This window comes from Bradyrhizobium sp. 61, assembly GCF_023073075.1.
Lineage (GTDB): Bacteria > Pseudomonadota > Alphaproteobacteria > Rhizobiales > Xanthobacteraceae > Bradyrhizobium > Bradyrhizobium barranii.
This window is the reverse complement of record NZ_JADPIU010000052.1, coordinates 469195-487339: the sequence shown is the minus strand read 5'-3', so window position 1 is coordinate 487339 and position 18145 is coordinate 469195. Positions and strand designations below refer to the sequence as shown.

Genomic DNA, 18145 nt, shown 5'->3' with positions numbered 1-18145 from the left:
GACAATGACACATCATGTTGCTCAGGCGTCGCACATCACCGTCAATTCACGCGCAAGCTGTCGTGATTTGACTGAAATTTTCAGAAGAGTTGAGCCGTGCGATTTACTCGAACTTTCTGTGTGACGCTCTAGTTCCACGGCCGGAAGTTCCATCTGCACAACGGATGCAACTTCCCGAGCGCGGTCCCTCCATCCGGCAACGGACGAAGAATCGCCCGAGAACTTTCATTCTCGTCCACCCAGATTGCGCTACCAAAGGCTCAATTGAATAAAGCTTGTCCGACCTGGAACTGAAATGATTTTAGCTCGCGAAGCGATTGAATTGCTGGGACAGATGGCCCGCATCCTGTGGTTCGAAGGCACCAAGCATGGCTTGCGCGACCGCGAATGGATGGCCCTGCGCTTTCTGTCCCGCGCCAACCGTTTCTCGCGGACGCCCTCGGCGCTCGCGAGCTACGTCGGCACCACGCGCGGCACCGCCTCTTTCATCATCGGCGAGCTCGAGCGGCTCGGATATCTGGAGCGAAAGCGCTCCGCGACGGACAAGCGTTCGGTGACGCTGAGCGTGACGCAGCAGGGAAAGAAGTTCCTGGTGCGCGACCCCATCAGCGTTCTCCTCGAGCCGATCGCCGTCCTCGACGACGAGGCCAAGATCCGCTTTCGCGACACGCTCCGGCACGTGCTCGATCAGGCCGACGCAGCCGAGCAGCGGCACCATACCGACGTCTGCAAGCGATGCATCTTCCTGCGCGAAGATCGCACCGCCACGGACGGCAAGCCCGGCGCCGCCGAGTTCAGCTGCCGCCTGTTTCGCGCGCCGATCGCCGAGGCGGAGATCGATCTGCTATGCACCAGCTTCGAGCATCATCGCCAATAGGAGACGGCCCTCGATCACGGCGTCGCCTTGCGTGACGAGTAGATGACGCCACCGCTGGACTCCACGACCAGACGGCCGTTCTCGTTCTTGATCTCTTCGATGCGGCCAAGCCCGGGTACCTGCTGTCCAAGCACGGCCTCGATGACGCCGTTCGGACCTTGCAGGATCGCAATCCCCTCATAGGCCTGGCGGACCGACCAGCCCTTGACCACCTTGCGCGGCGCCGACGGAGGAACCGAACCCGTGATCTCGGGCGCGGCAACCGAGGCCATCATCGGCATCGTCTGCGAGGGCGGCTGCGAGGCGACGGCCGCCGGCGCCGGCGCTTGAGCCTGAGCCTGAGCCTGAGCCTGGGCGAGCTTGTCCAGCTTCACCGTCGAGGACGAGCTCACCCGCTCGATACGGTCCAGATTCTCGGCGAACCTGCCGAAGCGATCGTTGGTCGCCTTGCTCGACTGATCGACCGCGGTGCGCAGACCGTCGAGATTTTCGGACACGCCCGACACCTGCTTGCGCAGCAGCGCGACAGTCTCGCGCAGATTCCTGATCTCCGTATTGGCGGCCACGTTGCTTTGGGCTGGCTGCGTGGTGAGATAGGCGATCACGCCGGTGCAGGCGCAGACCACCAGGATCGCAGCGACCGCCAATGTTGCGAGCGGCGCGACCCATGTCGGACGCGGCGGCGGCGGCTTGGCCACGATCACGGCCGGCTTCATCACGGTCGGCGCAGGCTTCGGTATCGCCATCTTGTCGAGGCGCGCCTTGGCGCGAATACGCTTCAGGCCCTCGAGCGCCTCTTTCGCCAGAGTCTCGTCGTTCGCCGCAGCCGACACACGCTTCGCGCTTGCAGCGGGCTTGGCCGTCTGTGTCGTGTTTGTATCGCGCGCATCCGGAGCCGGCTTCGCCGCCGCGGAAACATCAGCGGTCGCGTTGGGACGAGCTTGTCCATCGGACAACATGTGAAAATGCTCCGTTCGGTTCGATCTATCGAACGGTGAAGTTATTTGCCGAAGCTTGCCTGAAACGTGCGCAGCGAAAACTTTTCATCGCGCCCGATGCGACGTCGCATGAGTCAAAAGCGTCATGGACGTGGCGAGAGTGCGACTCGAAAGACACACACTCGCCAAGATTTCGCCAAGCTGGAGTCGCCGCGCCATACATGAGTCGAATTGTCGCATGGGGAAACACCAGCAGGAGAGTCAATCCCGGGTTGAAAACCCCGCTATGCGCATGACCCGCAGCACCGCGCAAAACAGCTGTGATTACGCGGGGATGCGGAACTTTAGAAACGCTACGGTGCAAAACTAGTTCGATTACCAAATCAACTGATGCGATCGAACATACAAAGAAACAACCAGAAACGAATCAACAGCATCAAACACGCATAGCAACCGCTTTGCTGCGCGCGCTTGATCGGAAATCGGCAATTGTTACGGTCCTACTCAAGTGATTCTCGCCAGTTGGCGAGGAGATCGACACGGTTCAGGTGCGTTCGGACGCAATCGGCAAGTTGGCGCAACTGTTCTAGGTCTGTCTCAATCCGCTCCGCGAGGTGATCCGTAAGACACCCGCCGAGCCTCACGCAGTAAGCGTTCAGTATCGAGTCGAAGTAGCAGGCCTGCACACGCAGGCACTGAATGCGTAGGGCTGCCCGCGAATATCGAAACCATAATAACGGTTCGCGGGATGGAAATATCGTCAAACAGCATGGTTGCCGAGCCGGGCATCACAACAACCATCCGGCAGCAACAAGTGCGAAACAGGGGCGAAAGACTAATGTATATTATCGTTGATGATCGCGAGAGCGTCACGAACAGCTACGTTGGAGGGCTCGTTCGCGAAGGTGTATCGTCGATCGGCTTCTCCTCCGGAGAATTCTGGGACTGGCTGCAATCTGCGAGCGAACCGGATCTGGCGGCGGTCGACGCCTTTCTCCTCGGGGACTGCGATGCCCGCGGAAGCCTGCCGCGGGCGATGCGCAAGCGCTCCTCGGCGCCCATCATCGCCATGAGCGGCCAGAAGATGCTCAAGAACACGCTTGAGCTGTTCGAATCGGGCGTCGACGACGTCGTCCATGTACCGATTCACCTGCGCGAGATCCTCGCCCGAACGGCCGCAATCGCGCGCCGCCGGGTGGGCGAGCTACCGAGGCCCTGCGAGACCAGGATCCAGGTCTTCTTCAACGGACGTGACCCCGAGATCGCGGGCCACGCTCTCACCCTGCCCCGCCGCGAGCTGCGCATTCTCGAGTATATGGTCAGCAACCACGGCAAGTGGATCACCAAGACGCAGATCTTCAACGCGGTCTACGGCATCTTCGAGTCGACCTTCGACGAGAGCGTGATCGAGAGCCATGTCAGCAAGCTGCGCAAGAAACTCCGCGACCGCCTCGGCTTCGACGCGATCGTGGCCCGGCGCTACGTCGGATACCGCCTCAACATCCCGGCCGGCGAGACCATCGACGTGCCGATGCAGGAACTCGACGAAGTCGGCATCCTCCTGAACAGGGCACATGCCGCCCCGGCGGCGTACCCGGCCGGAAACTAACGCGGCAGGGCACCGCCACGAAAACGACAACGGCCTCTGCGGAGTACCCTTCGCAGAGGCCGTTGCACTTTCAGCGGCAGGGATGGCGGAACAGCGGCCTCGCGATGCCGGCGCCGCGACAGCTACGGCTTCTGCTGGAATTCTTCCTTCGAAACATAGTTGAAGTCCTCGACCAGGACGTCCTGGACGACGTCGGCCTGCATCCGCTCGTTGACGCGCTGCTTGATGGCCGTCGTGAGGATGGAAAGGTCGTAACGGGCGAGCTTCCTGAAATCGAGGCGGTCGTCGGCATAGATCCTGCGGAACGCCTCGTCGACGACGAACGGCTCCGGCGGGACGTTGAGCTGGTGCATGATCCGCGCCTCAACGGTGTAGACGAAGCGCGCCACGATGTAGCCCTGCACGCTGCCGCCCTCGACCATTGGCACGCTCAGCGCCCGCGTCTTCTGGTATTGAAGGCCGTCGAGATATTCGTCCTTCGCCGGCAGCAGGCTGCCATTTTCCTTCCAATAGGCCACGGCATAGCTCGTGCCCGCGGTGAGGATGCATACCCAGAGCCCGGCCAGCACGAGTCTGATCATTTTCCGTCCTGTGCTGAGCGGCCGGTATAGGTGCCGTCCGACTCGGCTTCCTTGATCGCCTTGACGATGATGGCCGCGACCTCACGCACCGCATCGTAATGCATTTCGAGGATGGAACGGTTTCGCTCGAGCTTCTCGCGCAACCGCTGGATCTCCTCGGTGATCTCGACCTCGTTGCCGAGATGCATCCGTGCCCGCATCAAGCGGACGAATTCGAGCATGCTCCGGCTCTTCCGGGCACTGAAGTCGTCGAAATCGATCTTCTTGCCCGTCGAGAGCGCGACCGTCTCCTCTTCGACGATGTTCTCGAGCCGGCGGATCGCAGACAGCAGGCCACGCACCTCGTCCGATCTCGCCGCGTCGGTGCCGTCGTTCACCACGTCACCGCCGAGATTCGGCAGCAGCGCAGGCAAGAACGCATCGCCTTCTGCCGCTTCCAGCGTCATCGCCTCGGCGTCCACGACCGGCTGCTCCACCACCAGGACCGCCGCACCTTCTTGTGCTTGCATAGGAAATTCACCCCTCAACTTCTGTCACCCATTCCCGGATCATGATCCGGTCTTTTCCGTAACGCCGGGCCCCGCCGGTTGCGCAGCGGCGAGTTGCTTGGCAATGCCAATGCCCTTGCCCTTTGCCAGCTGAGCACCAAGCTGCTCCGCCAGCATCGACTTCCAGACGCCGCCGGCCGTGCCCTTGCCGAAGACTTCCTCCGACTCCTTCGGCAGCATCGTCTCGACGAAGGTCTGGAGAATGAACGCCTCGAACTTCCGGTACACCTCGCCGGATGCGGGTGCCTTGATCACCCGCACCGGCGGCCCGTTCACCGTACCCGGCTGCTGCGCTTCGGCAGCCTGCGCCGCGGATTGATCGGCATTCGCCGCCTTGGCCTTGCCGACCTCCGCGTCCATGGTGGCGGCGAAATCGGCGTCCGACGATTTCAGTGCATCGAGCTTCGCGGTCGCCGCCCGCTGCGTCACGGGGTCGGCGGCATCGAGGACATCGAGAACGAGGTCGGGCGTCGCTGTCACGATCATGTGTTGTTCCGGCTGGCTGGCCGTGGCGTCCAGTCACGCACGGCGGGGCTTATTCCCGTCATCTCTTCGAGCGAGCGCGCCTCCGCGTCGCGAAGCTTGTCTGCGAGCGCGGCCTTCGCGACCTGCTCGAGTTGTTTCACACGGCGGGTGTCCGCGCGGACCTGGTCGAGCTGCTGCGACGCCTGCGCCTGGACCGCGCGCGCACCGGCGCTCGTCCTGTTCAGGCGCCGCGCGATTGAATCGCTCGATGAGCCCGCCGGCGGTTTGCCCTCGTTGAGGGTTCCTACCAGCCATTCCTGCTCGTCCTGCAAGCTGCGCTCCTGCTGCCGCAAATGCGCGAGCTGCCATTCGGACAGCCGGAGCTGAAGCTTCACGAGCGAGACCATCCGGCCGAGCTTGTCCGCGCGCGACGTCATGACCATCACTCCGCCAGCCACGACGAGACGCCGAGCATGAATTGCGTCAAGAGCTCGTCGCTGGTGAGGTAGAGCAGCAGGAAGCCGCCGAACAGCACGAAGGGCACCGAGATGAAATAGACCGGAATCGCCGGCGTCAGCTTGTTGATCAGGCCGACCGCGAGGTTGACGATGACCGAATAGACGATGAAGGGGCTGGTGATCCGCAGCGTCAGCACGAACGCCTCGGACAGGCGGCTGACCAGCTGTTCGAGCGCCATGCTGCCGCCGATCCTGTTGCCGGGCTGCCAGACGTCGTAGGAGTTCATCAGCCCGCGCAGGACCTGCCAGTGCTGATCGGTCATGAAGAACAGCGTGGTGACGGCTGCCATGATCAGCGGGACCAGGGCCGGCGCCGGATCGGTGTCGCCGACCGGCGTTCCCGGGATGTTGCTCAACCCGATCGCGCCCGCCATCACGGTCGCCATGGTCTGCAGCGCGAGGAAGAACACGCGCCCGCCGAGCCCGATGACGCTGCCGACCACAAGCTCGGAGCAGATCAGAAGCGCAAGCGTCAGCGGCGCGGCGTTGTCGGTGAGAGGTTTCAGGACCGAGATCAGGATCGGCGTCAGCGCAAACGTCGTGACGAGCGCGACGAACAGGCGAACCTGGGCCGGAACGTTGACGCTGGAATAGCCGGGCACGAGCATCAGGCAGGCGCCGATGCGGCAGAACACGATGAACGTGACCAGCACGCTGTCGGCGAGGCCGCTGATCACGATATGGCTCCCAGCGCCCTGATCTCGGCGCTGCGCGCGACCTCGACATGCGACAGGACCGGCAAGGTCGGGAACACCCGCTCCAGGATCATCCGGACATAGGGGCGGGCTTCCGGGGTGACCGCCAGAACCACGCTGGTGCCGTTCTCGGTGAATTTTCGGATCGCGGCGCTGGCTTCGGTTGCGAACTGCTCGATCAGGCGAGGATCGGCGTCGAATTCGAAGACTTCGCCCTTGGCGTCGCGCTTCAGGCTCTGATGGAACGCCAGGTCCCAGCGATTGCCGAGGCGGACGACGTTCAGCACACCGTTGTCGGAAAGGTCGCCGCAGATCTGCTGGGCAAGTCGGGTCCGCACATGCTCCGCGACCTGCTCGGAGCGCCGCACATGGGGTGCGATCTCGGCAATGGCCTCCAGGATCAAATGGAGATTGCGGATCGACACGCGCTCGGCCAGCAGGATCTTCAGGATCGCCAGCAAGCCCGAATAGGAGATCTGCGACGGGCAGAGATCCTCGACCAGGCGCTTGTATTCAGGATCGAGACGGTCGAGCAGCCCGCGCATGTCCTTGTAGGACAGCAGCTGCGCGAGATTTGCCCTGAGCACTTCGCTTAAGTGCGTGAGCAGCACCGACAGGTTGTCGACCGGCTTGCAGCCCTGACGCTTGACCTCGTCGGTGAACGCCTCCGTCACCCACAGCGCCTTCATGCCGAAAGCGGGTTCGATCACCTCTTCGCCGGGCACGTCGGGCTTGCCGTCCTTGTCGACGAGCACCAGCACCTCGCCGAGCCGCAGCTCGCCATGGGCGATACGCGTGTCGTGGATCCGGATCTGGTATCCCTTGGGATCGATCGACAGATTGTCGCTGAGCTTGATCTCCGGAATGACGAAGCCGTATTGCTTGGCAAACTTCTTGCGGAGCTTGCTGACCCGGTGCCCAAGCTCGGTGCGGGCGCCCAGCAGATGGACCGACAGATGGCCGCCGAGCGACACCTCGATCTCTGCGGTCTTGAGCGATTCCTTGACGGATTCCTTGGCATCGGCCTGGGCCCGCTCGTCGGCCTTGCGCGCATGCTCTTTCTTTTCCCGCGCCGCCTGCCGCCGCGGCAGCGAGTAGCCGACAAAGGCCATGGCGCCGCCGAGCAGCACGAAGGGTGCCATCGGCAGCCCAGGCATCAAGGCGAGCACGAACATCATCAACGACGCCGCCGACACCGCGCGCGGGTAGCCACCGAGCTGCCTCAGCACGGCCTGCTCCGCCGACCCCCTGGTGCCGCCCTTGGAGACCAGGAGGCCCGCCGACAGCGACACGATCAGTGCCGGCATCTGCGTTACCAGACCGTCACCGACGGAGAGTTTGGTGTAGACGTCGGCGGCGCGCGACAGCGTCAGCCCGTGATGCGTCACGCCGATGATGATGCCGCCAAAGATGTTGATCGCCGTGATGATCAGGCCGGCGATTGCGTCGCCGCGGACGAATTTCGAAGCACCGTCCATTGCGCCGAAGAACGCGCTCTCCTCCTCGAGCTCGCGGCGTCGGCGCTGGGCCTCCTTGTCGTCGATGAGGCCCGCGGAGAGGTCGGCGTCGATCGCCATCTGCTTGCCCGGGATGGCGTCCAGGGTGAAGCGCGCGCCGACTTCGGCGATACGCGTTGCGCCCTTGGTGATCACGACGAAATTCACCGTCACCAGGATGGCGAAGATGATCAGACCGATGACGAAGTCGCCGCCCATGACGAACTTCGAGAAGCCGGCAACCACGTGGCCCGCGGCTTGTTCGCCCTCCCCGCCCCGCGACAGGATCAGACGGGTGGTCGCGACGTTGAGCGCCAGTCGCAGGATCGTCGCGATCAGCAGCACGGTCGGGAAGGCGGAGAAATCGAGCGGCCGCTGGATCCACAGCGCAACCATCAGGATCAGCGCGGACAGCGCGATCGAGAAGGCGAGGCCGAGGTCGATCAGGATCGGCGGTATGGGCAGGAACAGGATCGTGAGCATGGCCACGATACCGCCCGCGAAAAAGGCGTCGGCCCCCAATCGTCGCGGGGTCGGCAGGCTAGCAGCTAATGTATCGGCCATGGGTCACCGGCAGAGGGTCCGCCCCGCAATCTGCCGTGCAAAGCTTACGCGAGGGTGGTGGCCGGGCTCTCGCGGATCAGAAGCCGTGCTCGATCCGCGAATAGACCATCTCGGTGAAGGTGGAGAGATGGGCGCCGATGAAGGAGCCGGAAACGGCAACGACCAGGAGAATGACGATGATCTTCGGCACGAAGGTCAGCGTCACCTCCTGGACCTGGGTCAGCGCCTGGATCAGCGCAATGGCGGTACCGACAAGCATCGCGGCGCCAACGGCGGGGCCGGAGGCGACGATGATGGTCCAGATCGCCGCCTGGACGATGTCGAGGGCGTCGCGCTCGTTCATGACTGGCTGATCGTAAGGCCGGGCCCGACCGCCACCTTCGTGCCGTTCTCGAGGGTCGCGATGGAGCCGTCGCTGTTGATGGAGATCGAAACGACCTTGCCGCTGAAGTTCGCACCGGTCGCGTCGGTGAAGCTGACGGTCTTTCCGATCAGCCCGTTGGCCTGCGACAGCGACTGCGACGACAGCAGCGCATCCAGCTTCGAGTTGGTCTGCATGGCCTGCTCGACCGTCGAGAGCTGGGCGAACTGGCTCATGTATTGCGAGGTATCCATCGGATTGGTCGGATCCTGGTTCTTCATCTCGGCGACGAGGAGCTGAAGAAAGGTATTGTAGTCGACGGTGTTGCTCGCCGTGTTCTTCGTGGAATCGGTCGCATTGGACTTACTGGTGCTGTCGGTCGCGCTGGTGACGTTCATGTAGCCTCTCCGCTGTCAGGCAGCCTGGAATGGGATCTCGGTGGCGACGCCGGCCAGCCCGGCCAGGATTGCGTCCTCCACCGGGAACAGCGCCCGGATCCGCTTGAGCGCCTCGAAATAGCGGGTCGTACGGACCAGCTCGTGGATCGCGGCGAGCCCGTCGAGCATCTCGCGGCTCTCGCAAACCGCGAGCAGGGCCGCATGATGTTCCCCGTAGAGCGCGACTGCGGCGCCGATATCCGTCGGGTTCATCAGCATGAGCTGGACGATGAAATAGAGCTGCCGCATCGCCGTAGTGGCGTCGGAAGCCTGCATGACCTGCCCTTCGAGCAGGAACATCACGTCGTTGACGAGCTCGACGGAGACCTTGCGGTCCACGCGCAGCACAGCGCCGTTGACGTAGATCCGCTCGCCCGCCCGCAAGGATATTTTCATCAGAGCGCGTCTCGGATCAGGCGGTTGATTTCGATGAGCTGCATCACGTCGTTCGACTTCTCCTCGCGAAGCCGATCCGCTTCCTTGACGACCCACAGGCCGATCGAGATGATGTCGGCGCGCAGCTTTTCCGGGAGTGCGTTTTCCGGATGGGCGAGATCCTCGATGAAGATCGTCCACAGCCGCCGCACGTAGAGCAGGCTCTCGACCAGATCTTCGAAGCTGAAGCGCCCGCCCTGGACCCGCTCGAGCCGGTCGATGCCGAGACTGAGCGCCTGCCGCTCGCGGCCCCGCGCCTCAGAGGCGCTATCATCGACGACCGCTTCATAGGCTTCAAACGTCATTAGAACCACTCTGCGCAGGAGACCGAACAACAAGACAAAGTTACAGACCCCGGCTCAGAGATAGTTGATCAGGCTGATCTGCTGGAGCTGCGACGTCAGCGACAGCGCCGTCTTGATCTGGGTCTGCAGGGTGTTGACCCGGACCGAGGCCTCCGTCGGGTCGACGGCCTCCATCTTGACGATCTGATTGTTCAGAATGTCCTGCTGCGTCTTGAGCTTTTCGGTGGCGCCGGTGACCCGCTGCTGGACCGTGCCGACGCCGCCGCCGAGCGTAGCGAGGTCAGTGATGGCGTTACCGACGAGGCCGATGGCCTTGTCCACGACGACCTGGAACGTGTCCTGGCTCAGGTTCGCGTTCCCAAGATCCGCCATCATGGTGTAGGCCTCGGCGAGCCTACGGAAGCCGATCTGGTTGGCGCTAACGGACGTATCGGCGATCTCGGTCGTGGAGATACGGCTTTGCATGGTCTGGTCGGTGGCCGTTGACCAATTGGTGTTCCAGGCCGGGCTCGCGAACTCGGCATCGAAGGTGGTGTTGAGGAAGGTCTGCATTTGGGCCGGGGTAATGGTGCTCACGCTGGCCGAGGATTGCGAGAAGCCGAAGGTCGCGAGGAAATCGGCATCGACCTGGTTCTTGCTGGCCGAACCCGCGGTGTAAGCCGTGATCGGCGTGTTCTGCGTGTTGACCCCCGAGAAGAGATACGAGCCATTATAGGAGACGTTCAGCGCGCCGATCAGATCCTGGAGGTTGGCGGACGCAGGCGGCAGGATGATCCGCCCGCCGCCGTCGGTGCTGCGGGCCGCGATCAGGTCCTTGAGGAAAGAGGTTGCGGTCGTGCCGAGCTGGGTGATCCGGTTCTGCGTCGTGTCCAGGCGCCCCGAGACGAGCCCGTTGGTATCGACGAGCTGATCGGCGAAGCTCAGGTCCGCCCGCAGCGTGACGTCGCTTCCCGTCGTGGCACCAAGCTCGAGGCCGACATCGGCGAAGCGGCCGGTGGTGGCTTCCTTCGAGGCCTTGGTCAGCGCGGCCTGATTGTTCGTGATCGAGGACCTCAACGACGAAGACAGCATCAGGGTCGAGATGTAGTTGGCGCTCATCATGACTTAATTCCCCACGGCGGCCAGCAGGCTCTGCAACATTTGGTCGACGGTCGAGATGATCTTCGACGACGCCGAATAGGTACGTTCGACCTGAAGCATCAAGGACATCTCGTCGTCCATGTTGACGCCGCTGACGTTCGACAGCGCCGCGGAGCTGCGGTCGAGCAGCGTGTTCTGGTAGGTGGCGTTGTCGTCCGCGGCCTTGCGCTGGTTTTCGATCCAGCTCGTCGACGACGCAGCGAAGTCGATCAAGCTGCCGCTCGGCTTGCCTTGCGTGGTTGCATCGAACGGCTGCGACGCATCCATGTTGCCGATCAGCTGCTGCAGCCTGGTCGAGTAGCCGGCATTGCCGGTGGTGTTGTATCTGTAGGCGACGTTGCCGCTGATCGCGCCATCACGCAGCAGGTTGGGATTGCCGCCCTGGGCCGGGTCGACCGACGCGGCAACGCTGATCGAGCCGGCCAGGCCGACCGAGACGGTCGCGCTTGCGGGCATCGCGGGTGAGCCGGGATAGGTGAAGAGGCCGGGCCGGTCGGGCAGCGCGGCGCCGGACTGGTCGACCTCCTTGAAGGATTCGACAAGGCCGCGTGCGACCTCGTCGAGCTGGCTCTGATACGTGACCGTGGCGTTGTCGCGCAATTGGGCGAGGCCAGCGAGCTTGCCGGTCTTGATCGGCATCACGGAATTGGCGCCGGTAACCGGGACACCGTCGATATAGACAGCATTTCCGGTGGTCCCGGGCGTATAGATGTTGGTCGCCGCGAAGCTGACCGAGCGCGCCGTCTTGTCGAACAGCACGACACCGCTGTCGGTGTAGAGCGCCGCGTCGCCGTTGGCGCGCAGCGTCATCGAGACGCCGACCTCCTGCGACATCTTCGAGACGATGTTGTCGCGCTGGTCGAGATAATCGGTGACGTCGTCGCCGGCGATCGTCCCCTTCACGATCGCGGTGTTGACCTTATCGAACTGGGTCAGGAGCTGATTGATATTCCCGACCGAAGTCGCCATGTCGGCGTCCGCTCCCTGGCGCACCGTCTGCACGGTCTTGGTGGCCTGGTTGAGCGCGGTCGCCATGTCCTTGGCGGACGTGACCGCCGCCTGCGCCAGCGTGGTGTTGTCCGGAGCGTTGGCATATTGCTGGAGCGCCTGCTTCAGCTTGTTGAGCTGGGCGGCCGGCGACTGCCCAAGTTCGGGATCGTCCACAGTCGAGGCCGATATCTTCTGAAGACCGTCCAGGATCGCATTCTGCTTGGCGGACCCAGACGTCGCGATCAAGACGTTATTATAGAGACCCGAGCTGGCGGCGCGCTGGATCGCCGCCACATAGACGCCGGCCCCGGGGAGATTGTCCAGCACGGCGATCTTGCGCGAATAGCCGGCGGCGCTGGCACCGGCTATGTTGCGCGAGATCGTCGACGACTGGATGCCCGACGCCATGAGCGACGCACGAGCGGAGTCGAGAGCGGCGGTAAGGGACATGATCTGCTCTTGCCCGGAATGAGCGCTTGAGGATTCAGCGCTTCAGGTTGACGACGACGTCGAGAAGATCGGCGCCGGTCTGGAACGATTTCGAATTCGCAGTGAAGCCGCGCTGCGCCTCGATCATCCCGGTGAGTTCGTCCGCGAGGTCGACGTTGGAGTCCTCCAGCGCGCCCGACTGGACAGTGCCGAGACCGCCGGTACCGGCATTCCCGGCCTGCGCGTTGCCGGAATTCATGTTGGTCGAATAGACGTTGCCGGGCTCCGGCGTCAGGTTGTCGGGGCTCGCGACGTCGGCAAGCATGATGGTGTAGAGCGTCAGCTGCTGACCGTTCTTGAGGATCGCCGTCACGAAGCCCGAATCGTCGACATCGACTTTGTCGATGGCCGATGGAACGCTGCCATTGACAGTCGCCTTGAAGCTGAAGTCGGTTCCGACCTGCGTCATGTTCGACAGGTCCAGGCTCATCGCCGCACCGCCGGGAACGGTGAGGGCGAGCGTCGTCGGGCTCGCCGCGGCCAGCGTGCCTTTGCCGGCTGCGGTCGTGTCGAAGGTGAAAGTGGTGGCGGCACCGACCGACGCACCTGTCGCGGAGTTGTAAGCCTGAAGCTGCCAGGTGTCAGAGCCGGCGGCCGTCGCCGTATGGGACATGTAGACGTCGAGCGTAACGGCCTGGCCGATATTGTTGTAGGCCACGATCGAGCTCTTCGACGAATATGACGCCGGCCCGGGCGGACCGGCGATCACAGCCGCTTTCGGATCCAGATTGCCGGTCGTGAGCGTTCCCGCCGTCGACGGCACGGGCACTTGCGAAACCTGGGCAATGTTGACGATCTGCATGCCGGACAGGCTGTTCTGCGAGAAATTGGTCACCTTACCGGGCTGGCCTAGGAGGTAGTAGCCGGCCGCGTTGACTAGATTGCCCTGGGCGTCCGGCACGAACGAGCCGGCGCGCGTCAGATATTGCTGCGTGTTGGCGGCGTTCGACACCACGAAGAAGCCGTTACCCTGCACGGCGAGGTCCGTGGTCGACGTGGTGAACTGCGTGTGTCCCGCGTCGCTGATGGCGTAGCGAACCGTCGTCTCGACGGCGCCGGAGTCGTAATTGCCGGAGCCGCTCTTCAGGATCAGTGACGAGAATTCCGTCGAAGCCCGCTTGTAACCGGTCGTGTTGACGTTCGCGATGTTGTCCGAAACCGTCGACAGCTTGTTGGACTGCGCGCTCATTCCGGAAACGCCGGTGCGCATAACACCATACAGGCTCATGAAGTAGGCTCCTTTGTCAGGTTGTATCTACAATGCGGGTTCTTGCTTGCGCGGGGCTGATGATTGGGACCCGTGCACAACTTTCAGGTGGTAGCGGTCATGTCGTCTTCGGCTGACAGAACGAGCGCGCCTTGTCGGTCCACGCACCGAAGCCGCTGGAGACGAGATGAGCGACGATGTGACAGACGTAGCGCTTCTGCGCGGGCTGATTGTTGGGGCCTGCGTTGTAGCGCGCGACCGCCATGGTCCAGCTGCCCTCGCGCTGCTTCAGCTCTTTCAGGAAGCGCGCGGCGTATTCGACGTTCTTCGCGGGATCGAACATCGCGCGCACCGACGTGAACTTGTCGCCGTGATAATAATGGTTGATCTGCATGCAGCCGAGGTCGATCAGCTTGATGCCCTTGCTGCGCATCGTCTCGAAATTCGCGATCGCGTCGTTCATGTCCTTGGCGAACACGGTCTGGCCGTCGGCGCCGAGCGCGTAAGGGTGGAGCGAACCGCGCCGTCCGGTCTCGGTGAGGCCGACCGCATAGAGAATGCCGAGCGGGATCCCATGCTGCTGGGACGCGCGCGCCATCTCGCGCTCGCAAGGGCGTGCGCTGTCGGTCGCCGCTACCGCGGCGCCCGCGCTACAGATAAACAGGGCCGCGGCGAGTATGCGGCCCCACGTCCTGGTCATGACGCGTCTCCTCGTTGGACTGGCGCTCCTGCCGGGCCTGCTTCGCACCGCCGTCCGATTGCCCGGACGACGTGCCGGCGCCGCCGAACGTGCCTTGCGACTGCGACGATGGCTGTTGCTGGCCCGAGAGCTGCGGCTGGCCGGAGCCGCTCTGGAATCCGTCCAGCGAGCCGTGCTGCACGGGCGCGACGTCGGCGACATAGCCCGCCGACTGCATGAGATCGCGGATCGACTCGCGCTGCTGATCCAGCATCAGGCTGGTGTCCTTGCGCGCGGCCGCGAGGTGAACGGAAACCTCCGAGCCGACGAGGCGAAGGCGTACCGTGACGTTGCCGAGCGCCGGCGGTTCGAGATTGATCGTCAGGATCTTGAGCGGCTCAGGTGCATTGGTCTGCGACGTCGCGAGATCGGGGGCGGTGGACGCCGTCGGAGCCGGCGACTCCTTCAGCTCGGCGACGACTGCGTTGGCGACCTGCTGCGGAGCGCTGAACTGCGCCGGCGGCAGATGGGTCTCCTGCTGGACCACGGTGACCTTGGTCGCTTCGGGCAATGCGTCCCGCGCCGAGGCTTTGACGGCGCGTTCGACATTGGCCGTGACGGCCTCGAAGCCTTGCGTCGCGGGCATTGCCTTCGAGGACGCATCGCTGCCTTGCTGCGCGGCTGCCGCCGCCTGCGAAGGCGCGGCCTGCGAGCGCGTGCCCGTTGAAGCGGCAGCGGGCGGCGCGGGCTCGGCAGACGTGACCTTCGCGGTGCCCTGGACCTCACGCTTCGTCGAGGCAGAGCGCTCGTCGCGCGCAGGCGCGTCCTTCTTGTCGCCCGCCGGCGATTGCAGCTGCGGCTTCACGGCCGGCACGGCGGCGAACTGCTGTTCGACGACCGCCGGAATGCTCGATCGGGCCGAAACATCGGTCTTCGCGCTGTGGTCGACCGGAGTTTGCGTCTCCGGCGATTTTTCAGTTTTCTCGTCGGACGATTTGCGAATGGGTTCGGGCTCGTCATCGGCCTCGGTGCGTTCCCGCACCGTCTTGTCCTTGTCGGTCGGGCGCGCGAGGTGTGTTCGTAACGCTCCAGCCTTCGCGCTCGTGTTGCCGCCCTCGTCGTTGAGCGCCCGCTTCGCGAGATTCGAGACGGTGTGCAGCAGATCGTTGAACGACGAATCTGCCGGCGATTTCGTTCCGGCGGATTTTCCCGAGCGCGATGCGCCGCGCACGTTGAGGCTTTCGGCGAGACCCGAAAAGACCTGTCCAGAGGTTCCACTGAGCTTCGTCATGGGCGATCCCTGGTAAGGCGTTCGAGTTCGCCGAGCTGCTTCCGCGCGCGCGCCAGCGTCTCGGTCGACGCGGCGAGATCGAGACGCGCCGGCGTGACCGGAGGCTTGTCGGCGGCGGCGGTGGATCCGCCCGCGAACGGCTTGCGGACATCGAGTGCGAGCTGCAACGTCGCATTCAGCAACGGAACGTCGCGCTCGGGCAACTTCGAGCGGTCGAGGGCCTTCAACTCGGCCACACCGCCGTCATACTCGTCAGTGAGCGCCCGCGAGACGCCGCGGAAGAAATGCGCGCGCTCGCGATCCTCCGACGCGTCGGCGCTAAGCGTCAGCGCACGCTCGCCTGCAAGCCGGGTCACCGCCAGCCGTCCATGCACCATCGCGGTGCGCGCGATCACGAGATAAAGCTTGAGGCGGCTCGCGCGGTCGATCTGCTCCAGCAGAGTGACGATCCGCGCAAAGCGGCGTTCGTCGAGAGCAATGCTCGATTGCGTCAGGCCGGAGGCGAAGCGCTGCCAGAAGTCCCCGGCATAGACCGAGTTGCGGTAATGGCGGATATAGGCGAGCGTCAGGAACTCGAACTTGTCGAAATCCTCGGCCTGCCCGACCAGCAGGATCTCGCGCCGCAGCGCCGCCTCCTCCACCAGCGTGCCCGGCAACAGCAGCCGCGCGTCGTCCAGGCGCTCGATCGCGAGCGATGCCTCGGCGCGCGCGAACAGCGCGCCCTGGACCAGCGCGACCTGTCCGCCCAGGCCCGTTGGCAGCGTGCGCGGCTTGACGTCCTTGAGCAGTTCGCGCGCTTCGTCCTGGCGGCCTTCGACATAGGCCAGCGCACCATTGAACAGCCGCTCGTCGACGTTCAACTTGTCGCGCGGCAGCTTTCGGACGACCTGCGGCCCGCCGCCGCTGAGCAAATAGATGATGACGGCCTGGCCGTTCTGCGCGTTGCTCCACACGCCCGGATCGGCGGCGAGGAACTTTTCGCCGACCTGCCGGGTCAGCGCGATGTGGCTGCCATGCGCCGCGGTGTCGCCACGGGCAATGCCATCCTGCACCGCCTGCAAGGTGCGCACGAGTTCATAGGGCTCGCCCGAGGTTGATGCCGGGGACGGTGCCGGATCGGCAAACGCGCATACCGTCGTGAACGGCAGCAGCAGCGCGGCGCGCAGGAGCGGCCTGATCAAGGGCGCTTCTCCCGGACCAGGATCTCGATCCGGCGGTTCTGAGCGGCAGCAGGATCGTTCGTCAGTTTCGGCCGCCGATCGGCGTAGCCTTCGACATGCTCGATCCGCTGCGCATCGACACCGGACCGAACCAGCATGTAGTAAGCCATCTGCGCGCGCGCGGTCGACAGCCGCCAATTGTCGTAATTCTCGGACTTGTACGGCCGATTGTCGGTGTGGCCGCGCACGATGACCATGCCCTGGCGCTTCGTCAGCAGCGGCCCGATCTTGTCGATCACGCGGATCAGCTCGGGCCGCGGCTCGGCCGAGCCGACCGCGAACATGCCGAAGCTCGCATCGTCGGTCAGGCTGATCAGAAGGCCCTCCTCGACCTGACGCACCTCGGCAACCGGTCCCGCGCCGGCCTTGATGTCCGACAGCGCATCCGCGATCGCGGACTGTAGCTGCTTGACGGTCGGCTGCTGGGTCTGTGCCGCATCACGCGATTCAGAGTTCTTCGCTTGATCGCCGGGGCGTGGCTGCGCGGCGGCATTGGCTTGAGCGCCAGCCTGGGCGCCCGGTTGCGGCGCATTCGCCTGGGCAATGCCATCGCGTTGAGCCTGCGAAGGCGCCGGCCCCGGCGGCAGCAGGGGCGACAGGCTTGCAGAGGACGCGTCCGCGTTCGGCGCCACGCTTCCGCCGGCATCGTCCTGCTTGGCACGTTGCGCCTGCGGCTCGCCCTGACCTGTCCCGGACGCGTTGTCGCGCGCGGACGCGTTCGGCTTTGGCTCGCTGTCGACGAAGTGATCCGCGTCCTTGGACGTCTGCGGCGTCAACTTCCAATAGCCGGGATCGAAGGGATCGCGGTAGGCATCGCCGCCCTTGAGGCCGTCCTCTTCGGCGGAGGTCAGCGCGCCGGCACGGCGCTGGCCCGAGGCCTGGTTCGCGCTGTTCGCGATCTCGGCAAGCGTCGCATAGGGATCGCGGAACAGAACCTTCTCTTCGAAGGAGGCAGGCTTCTCCGCTGTCGGCGAGTCTCCGCGGCGTTCTTCGTTCGGCCCGGCCGGCTGACGCTTGCCATCCTGGCCCTCGAACTGCGTCGGCTCCTTCTTGCTGAGATCCTTGAGGCCCTTCGGGGCGGGTGCGTTCTCCGCGAGCTTGATCGGGTTGAAATAGCTCGCGACCACCTGCTTCTGGTCCTGGTTGAGCGCATTGAGCAGCCACATGACCAGAAAGAACGCCATCATCGCCGTCATGAAGTCCGCATACGCGATCTTCCAGACGCCACCGTGATGCGCCTCCTCGGCGAAGGCGCTGCGCCTGCGGATGATCACCAGCTCGTGCTTGACTTCTTCCATGG

20 protein-coding genes are annotated in these 18145 nt (G+C 64.1%); 2 read left to right on the top strand and 18 right to left on the bottom strand.

Annotated elements, in window-relative coordinates; genetic code table 11:
* Positions 1–295 precede the first annotated feature (295 nt).
* The gene (locus IVB46_RS17305; protein WP_028147146.1) at positions 296–877 is read left to right on the top strand and encodes a MarR family transcriptional regulator; all 582 of its coding nucleotides are present in this window, start codon (positions 296–298) and stop codon (positions 875–877) included.
* Between the two features lie 14 nt (positions 878–891).
* Here the strand turns inward: IVB46_RS17305 and IVB46_RS17300 are convergent, their stop codons facing one another.
* On the bottom strand, positions 892–1836 hold the full coding sequence (locus IVB46_RS17300; protein ID WP_247343159.1) for a hypothetical protein: 945 nt from the start codon (positions 1834–1836) through the stop codon (positions 892–894).
* 817 nt (positions 1837–2653) lie between these two features.
* Here IVB46_RS17300 and IVB46_RS17295 point away from each other — a divergent pair.
* The gene (locus IVB46_RS17295; RefSeq protein WP_028147148.1) at positions 2654–3424 is read left to right on the top strand and encodes a response regulator transcription factor; all 771 of its coding nucleotides are present in this window, start codon (positions 2654–2656) and stop codon (positions 3422–3424) included.
* Between the two features lie 122 nt (positions 3425–3546).
* Here IVB46_RS17295 and IVB46_RS17290 read toward each other — a convergent pair whose 3' ends face one another.
* From IVB46_RS17290 to IVB46_RS17210, 17 genes are all read right to left on the bottom strand, one after another.
* Positions 3547–4005, bottom strand: coding sequence for a hypothetical protein (locus IVB46_RS17290; protein ID WP_014492689.1), 459 nt, complete (start codon positions 4003–4005; stop codon positions 3547–3549).
* Entirely contained in the window at positions 4002–4514 is a 513-nt protein-coding gene (locus IVB46_RS17285) for a flagellar biosynthesis protein FlgN (protein ID WP_247304508.1), read from the bottom strand. Before IVB46_RS17285 ends, IVB46_RS17290 begins: the two co-directional genes overlap by 4 nt.
* 39 nt (positions 4515–4553) lie before the next feature.
* Positions 4554–5039 (bottom strand): rod-binding protein, encoded by a 486-nt coding sequence (locus tag IVB46_RS17280; protein ID WP_247304510.1) that lies wholly within the window; start codon positions 5037–5039, stop codon positions 4554–4556.
* Positions 5036–5455: a hypothetical protein gene (locus IVB46_RS17275; protein ID WP_247304512.1), complete on the bottom strand. Its 420-nt coding sequence runs from the start codon at positions 5453–5455 to the stop codon at positions 5036–5038. Before IVB46_RS17275 ends, IVB46_RS17280 begins: the two co-directional genes overlap by 4 nt.
* A gap of 5 nt (positions 5456–5460) precedes the next feature.
* Positions 5461–6213 carry a flagellar biosynthesis protein FliR gene (fliR, locus tag IVB46_RS17270; protein WP_063981318.1) on the bottom strand — a complete coding sequence of 251 codons (753 nt, stop codon included), beginning with the start codon at positions 6211–6213 and terminating at the stop codon, positions 5461–5463.
* The gene (gene flhA, locus IVB46_RS17265) at positions 6210–8291 is read right to left on the bottom strand and encodes a flagellar biosynthesis protein FlhA (RefSeq protein ID WP_071909981.1); all 2082 of its coding nucleotides are present in this window, start codon (positions 8289–8291) and stop codon (positions 6210–6212) included. Before flhA ends, fliR begins: the two co-directional genes overlap by 4 nt.
* Positions 8292–8367: 76 nt before the next feature.
* Positions 8368–8634, bottom strand: a complete 267-nt coding sequence (gene fliQ / locus IVB46_RS17260) for a flagellar biosynthesis protein FliQ (RefSeq protein ID WP_014492683.1) — start codon at positions 8632–8634, stop codon at positions 8368–8370.
* Entirely contained in the window at positions 8631–9050 is a 420-nt protein-coding gene (gene flgD, locus IVB46_RS17255; protein ID WP_247304514.1) for a flagellar hook assembly protein FlgD, read from the bottom strand. Before flgD ends, fliQ begins: the two co-directional genes overlap by 4 nt.
* Positions 9051–9065: 15 nt before the next feature.
* Positions 9066–9485 carry a flagellar biosynthesis repressor FlbT gene (gene flbT, locus IVB46_RS17250; RefSeq protein WP_247304516.1) on the bottom strand — a complete coding sequence of 140 codons (420 nt, stop codon included), beginning with the start codon at positions 9483–9485 and terminating at the stop codon, positions 9066–9068.
* Positions 9485–9829, bottom strand: coding sequence for a flagellar biosynthesis regulator FlaF (gene flaF, locus IVB46_RS17245; RefSeq protein ID WP_208069782.1), 345 nt, complete (start codon positions 9827–9829; stop codon positions 9485–9487). The genes flbT and flaF overlap by 1 nt, the downstream gene beginning before the upstream one ends.
* A 54-nt stretch (positions 9830–9883) precedes the next feature.
* Positions 9884–10930: a flagellar hook-associated family protein gene (locus IVB46_RS17240; protein ID WP_063981313.1), complete on the bottom strand. Its 1047-nt coding sequence runs from the start codon at positions 10928–10930 to the stop codon at positions 9884–9886.
* A 3-nt stretch (positions 10931–10933) separates the two neighbouring features.
* Positions 10934–12409 carry a flagellar hook-associated protein FlgK gene (gene flgK, locus IVB46_RS17235; protein ID WP_071909975.1) on the bottom strand — a complete coding sequence of 492 codons (1476 nt, stop codon included), beginning with the start codon at positions 12407–12409 and terminating at the stop codon, positions 10934–10936.
* A 34-nt stretch (positions 12410–12443) separates the two neighbouring features.
* Positions 12444–13676: a flagellar hook protein FlgE gene (locus IVB46_RS17230; protein ID WP_063981311.1), complete on the bottom strand. Its 1233-nt coding sequence runs from the start codon at positions 13674–13676 to the stop codon at positions 12444–12446.
* Positions 13677–13773: 97 nt separating this feature from the next.
* Positions 13774–14355 (bottom strand): transglycosylase SLT domain-containing protein, encoded by a 582-nt coding sequence (locus IVB46_RS17225; RefSeq protein ID WP_247304517.1) that lies wholly within the window; start codon positions 14353–14355, stop codon positions 13774–13776.
* Positions 14306–15625, bottom strand: a complete 1320-nt coding sequence (locus IVB46_RS17220; protein WP_247304519.1) for a flagellar hook-length control protein FliK — start codon at positions 15623–15625, stop codon at positions 14306–14308. Before IVB46_RS17220 ends, IVB46_RS17225 begins: the two co-directional genes overlap by 50 nt.
* Positions 15622–16806, bottom strand: a complete 1185-nt coding sequence (locus IVB46_RS17215) for a chemotaxis protein (RefSeq protein ID WP_135216101.1) — start codon at positions 16804–16806, stop codon at positions 15622–15624. Before IVB46_RS17215 ends, IVB46_RS17220 begins: the two co-directional genes overlap by 4 nt.
* Positions 16803–18143 (bottom strand): MotB family protein, encoded by a 1341-nt coding sequence (locus IVB46_RS17210; protein ID WP_247343156.1) that lies wholly within the window; start codon positions 18141–18143, stop codon positions 16803–16805. The genes IVB46_RS17215 and IVB46_RS17210 overlap by 4 nt, the downstream gene beginning before the upstream one ends.
* Positions 18144–18145: the final 2 nt, after the last annotated feature.

Bases quoted from the DNA above. Each gene is read 5' to 3' on its own strand.
- flgK (WP_071909975.1), bottom strand. From the start codon at position 12,409: ATGTCCCTTACCGCCGCTCTCGACTCCGCTCGTGCGTCGCTCATGGCG.
- IVB46_RS17230 (WP_063981311.1), bottom strand. From the start codon at position 13,676: ATGAGCCTGTATGGTGTTATGCGCACCGGCGTTTCCGGAATGAGCGCG.
- flhA (WP_071909981.1), bottom strand. From the start codon at position 8,291: ATGGCCGATACATTAGCTGCTAGCCTGCCGACCCCGCGACGATTGGGG.
- IVB46_RS17295 (WP_028147148.1), top strand. From the start codon at position 2,654: ATGTATATTATCGTTGATGATCGCGAGAGCGTCACGAACAGCTACGTT.
- fliQ (WP_014492683.1), bottom strand. From the start codon at position 8,634: ATGAACGAGCGCGACGCCCTCGACATCGTCCAGGCGGCGATCTGGACC.
- flgD (WP_247304514.1), bottom strand. From the start codon at position 9,050: ATGAACGTCACCAGCGCGACCGACAGCACCAGTAAGTCCAATGCGACC.
- IVB46_RS17300 (WP_247343159.1), bottom strand. From the start codon at position 1,836: ATGTTGTCCGATGGACAAGCTCGTCCCAACGCGACCGCTGATGTTTCC.
- flaF (WP_208069782.1), bottom strand. From the start codon at position 9,829: ATGACGTTTGAAGCCTATGAAGCGGTCGTCGATGATAGCGCCTCTGAG.
- IVB46_RS17240 (WP_063981313.1), bottom strand. From the start codon at position 10,930: ATGATGAGCGCCAACTACATCTCGACCCTGATGCTGTCTTCGTCGTTG.
- IVB46_RS17285 (WP_247304508.1), bottom strand. From the start codon at position 4,514: ATGCAAGCACAAGAAGGTGCGGCGGTCCTGGTGGTGGAGCAGCCGGTC.
- IVB46_RS17220 (WP_247304519.1), bottom strand. From the start codon at position 15,625: ATGACGAAGCTCAGTGGAACCTCTGGACAGGTCTTTTCGGGTCTCGCC.
- flbT (WP_247304516.1), bottom strand. From the start codon at position 9,485: ATGAAAATATCCTTGCGGGCGGGCGAGCGGATCTACGTCAACGGCGCT.
- IVB46_RS17290 (WP_014492689.1), bottom strand. From the start codon at position 4,005: ATGATCAGACTCGTGCTGGCCGGGCTCTGGGTATGCATCCTCACCGCG.
- IVB46_RS17280 (WP_247304510.1), bottom strand. From the start codon at position 5,039: ATGATCGTGACAGCGACGCCCGACCTCGTTCTCGATGTCCTCGATGCC.
- IVB46_RS17275 (WP_247304512.1), bottom strand. From the start codon at position 5,455: ATGACGTCGCGCGCGGACAAGCTCGGCCGGATGGTCTCGCTCGTGAAG.
- IVB46_RS17210 (WP_247343156.1), bottom strand. From the start codon at position 18,143: ATGGAAGAAGTCAAGCACGAGCTGGTGATCATCCGCAGGCGCAGCGCC.
- IVB46_RS17305 (WP_028147146.1), top strand. From the start codon at position 296: ATGATTTTAGCTCGCGAAGCGATTGAATTGCTGGGACAGATGGCCCGC.
- IVB46_RS17225 (WP_247304517.1), bottom strand. From the start codon at position 14,355: ATGACCAGGACGTGGGGCCGCATACTCGCCGCGGCCCTGTTTATCTGT.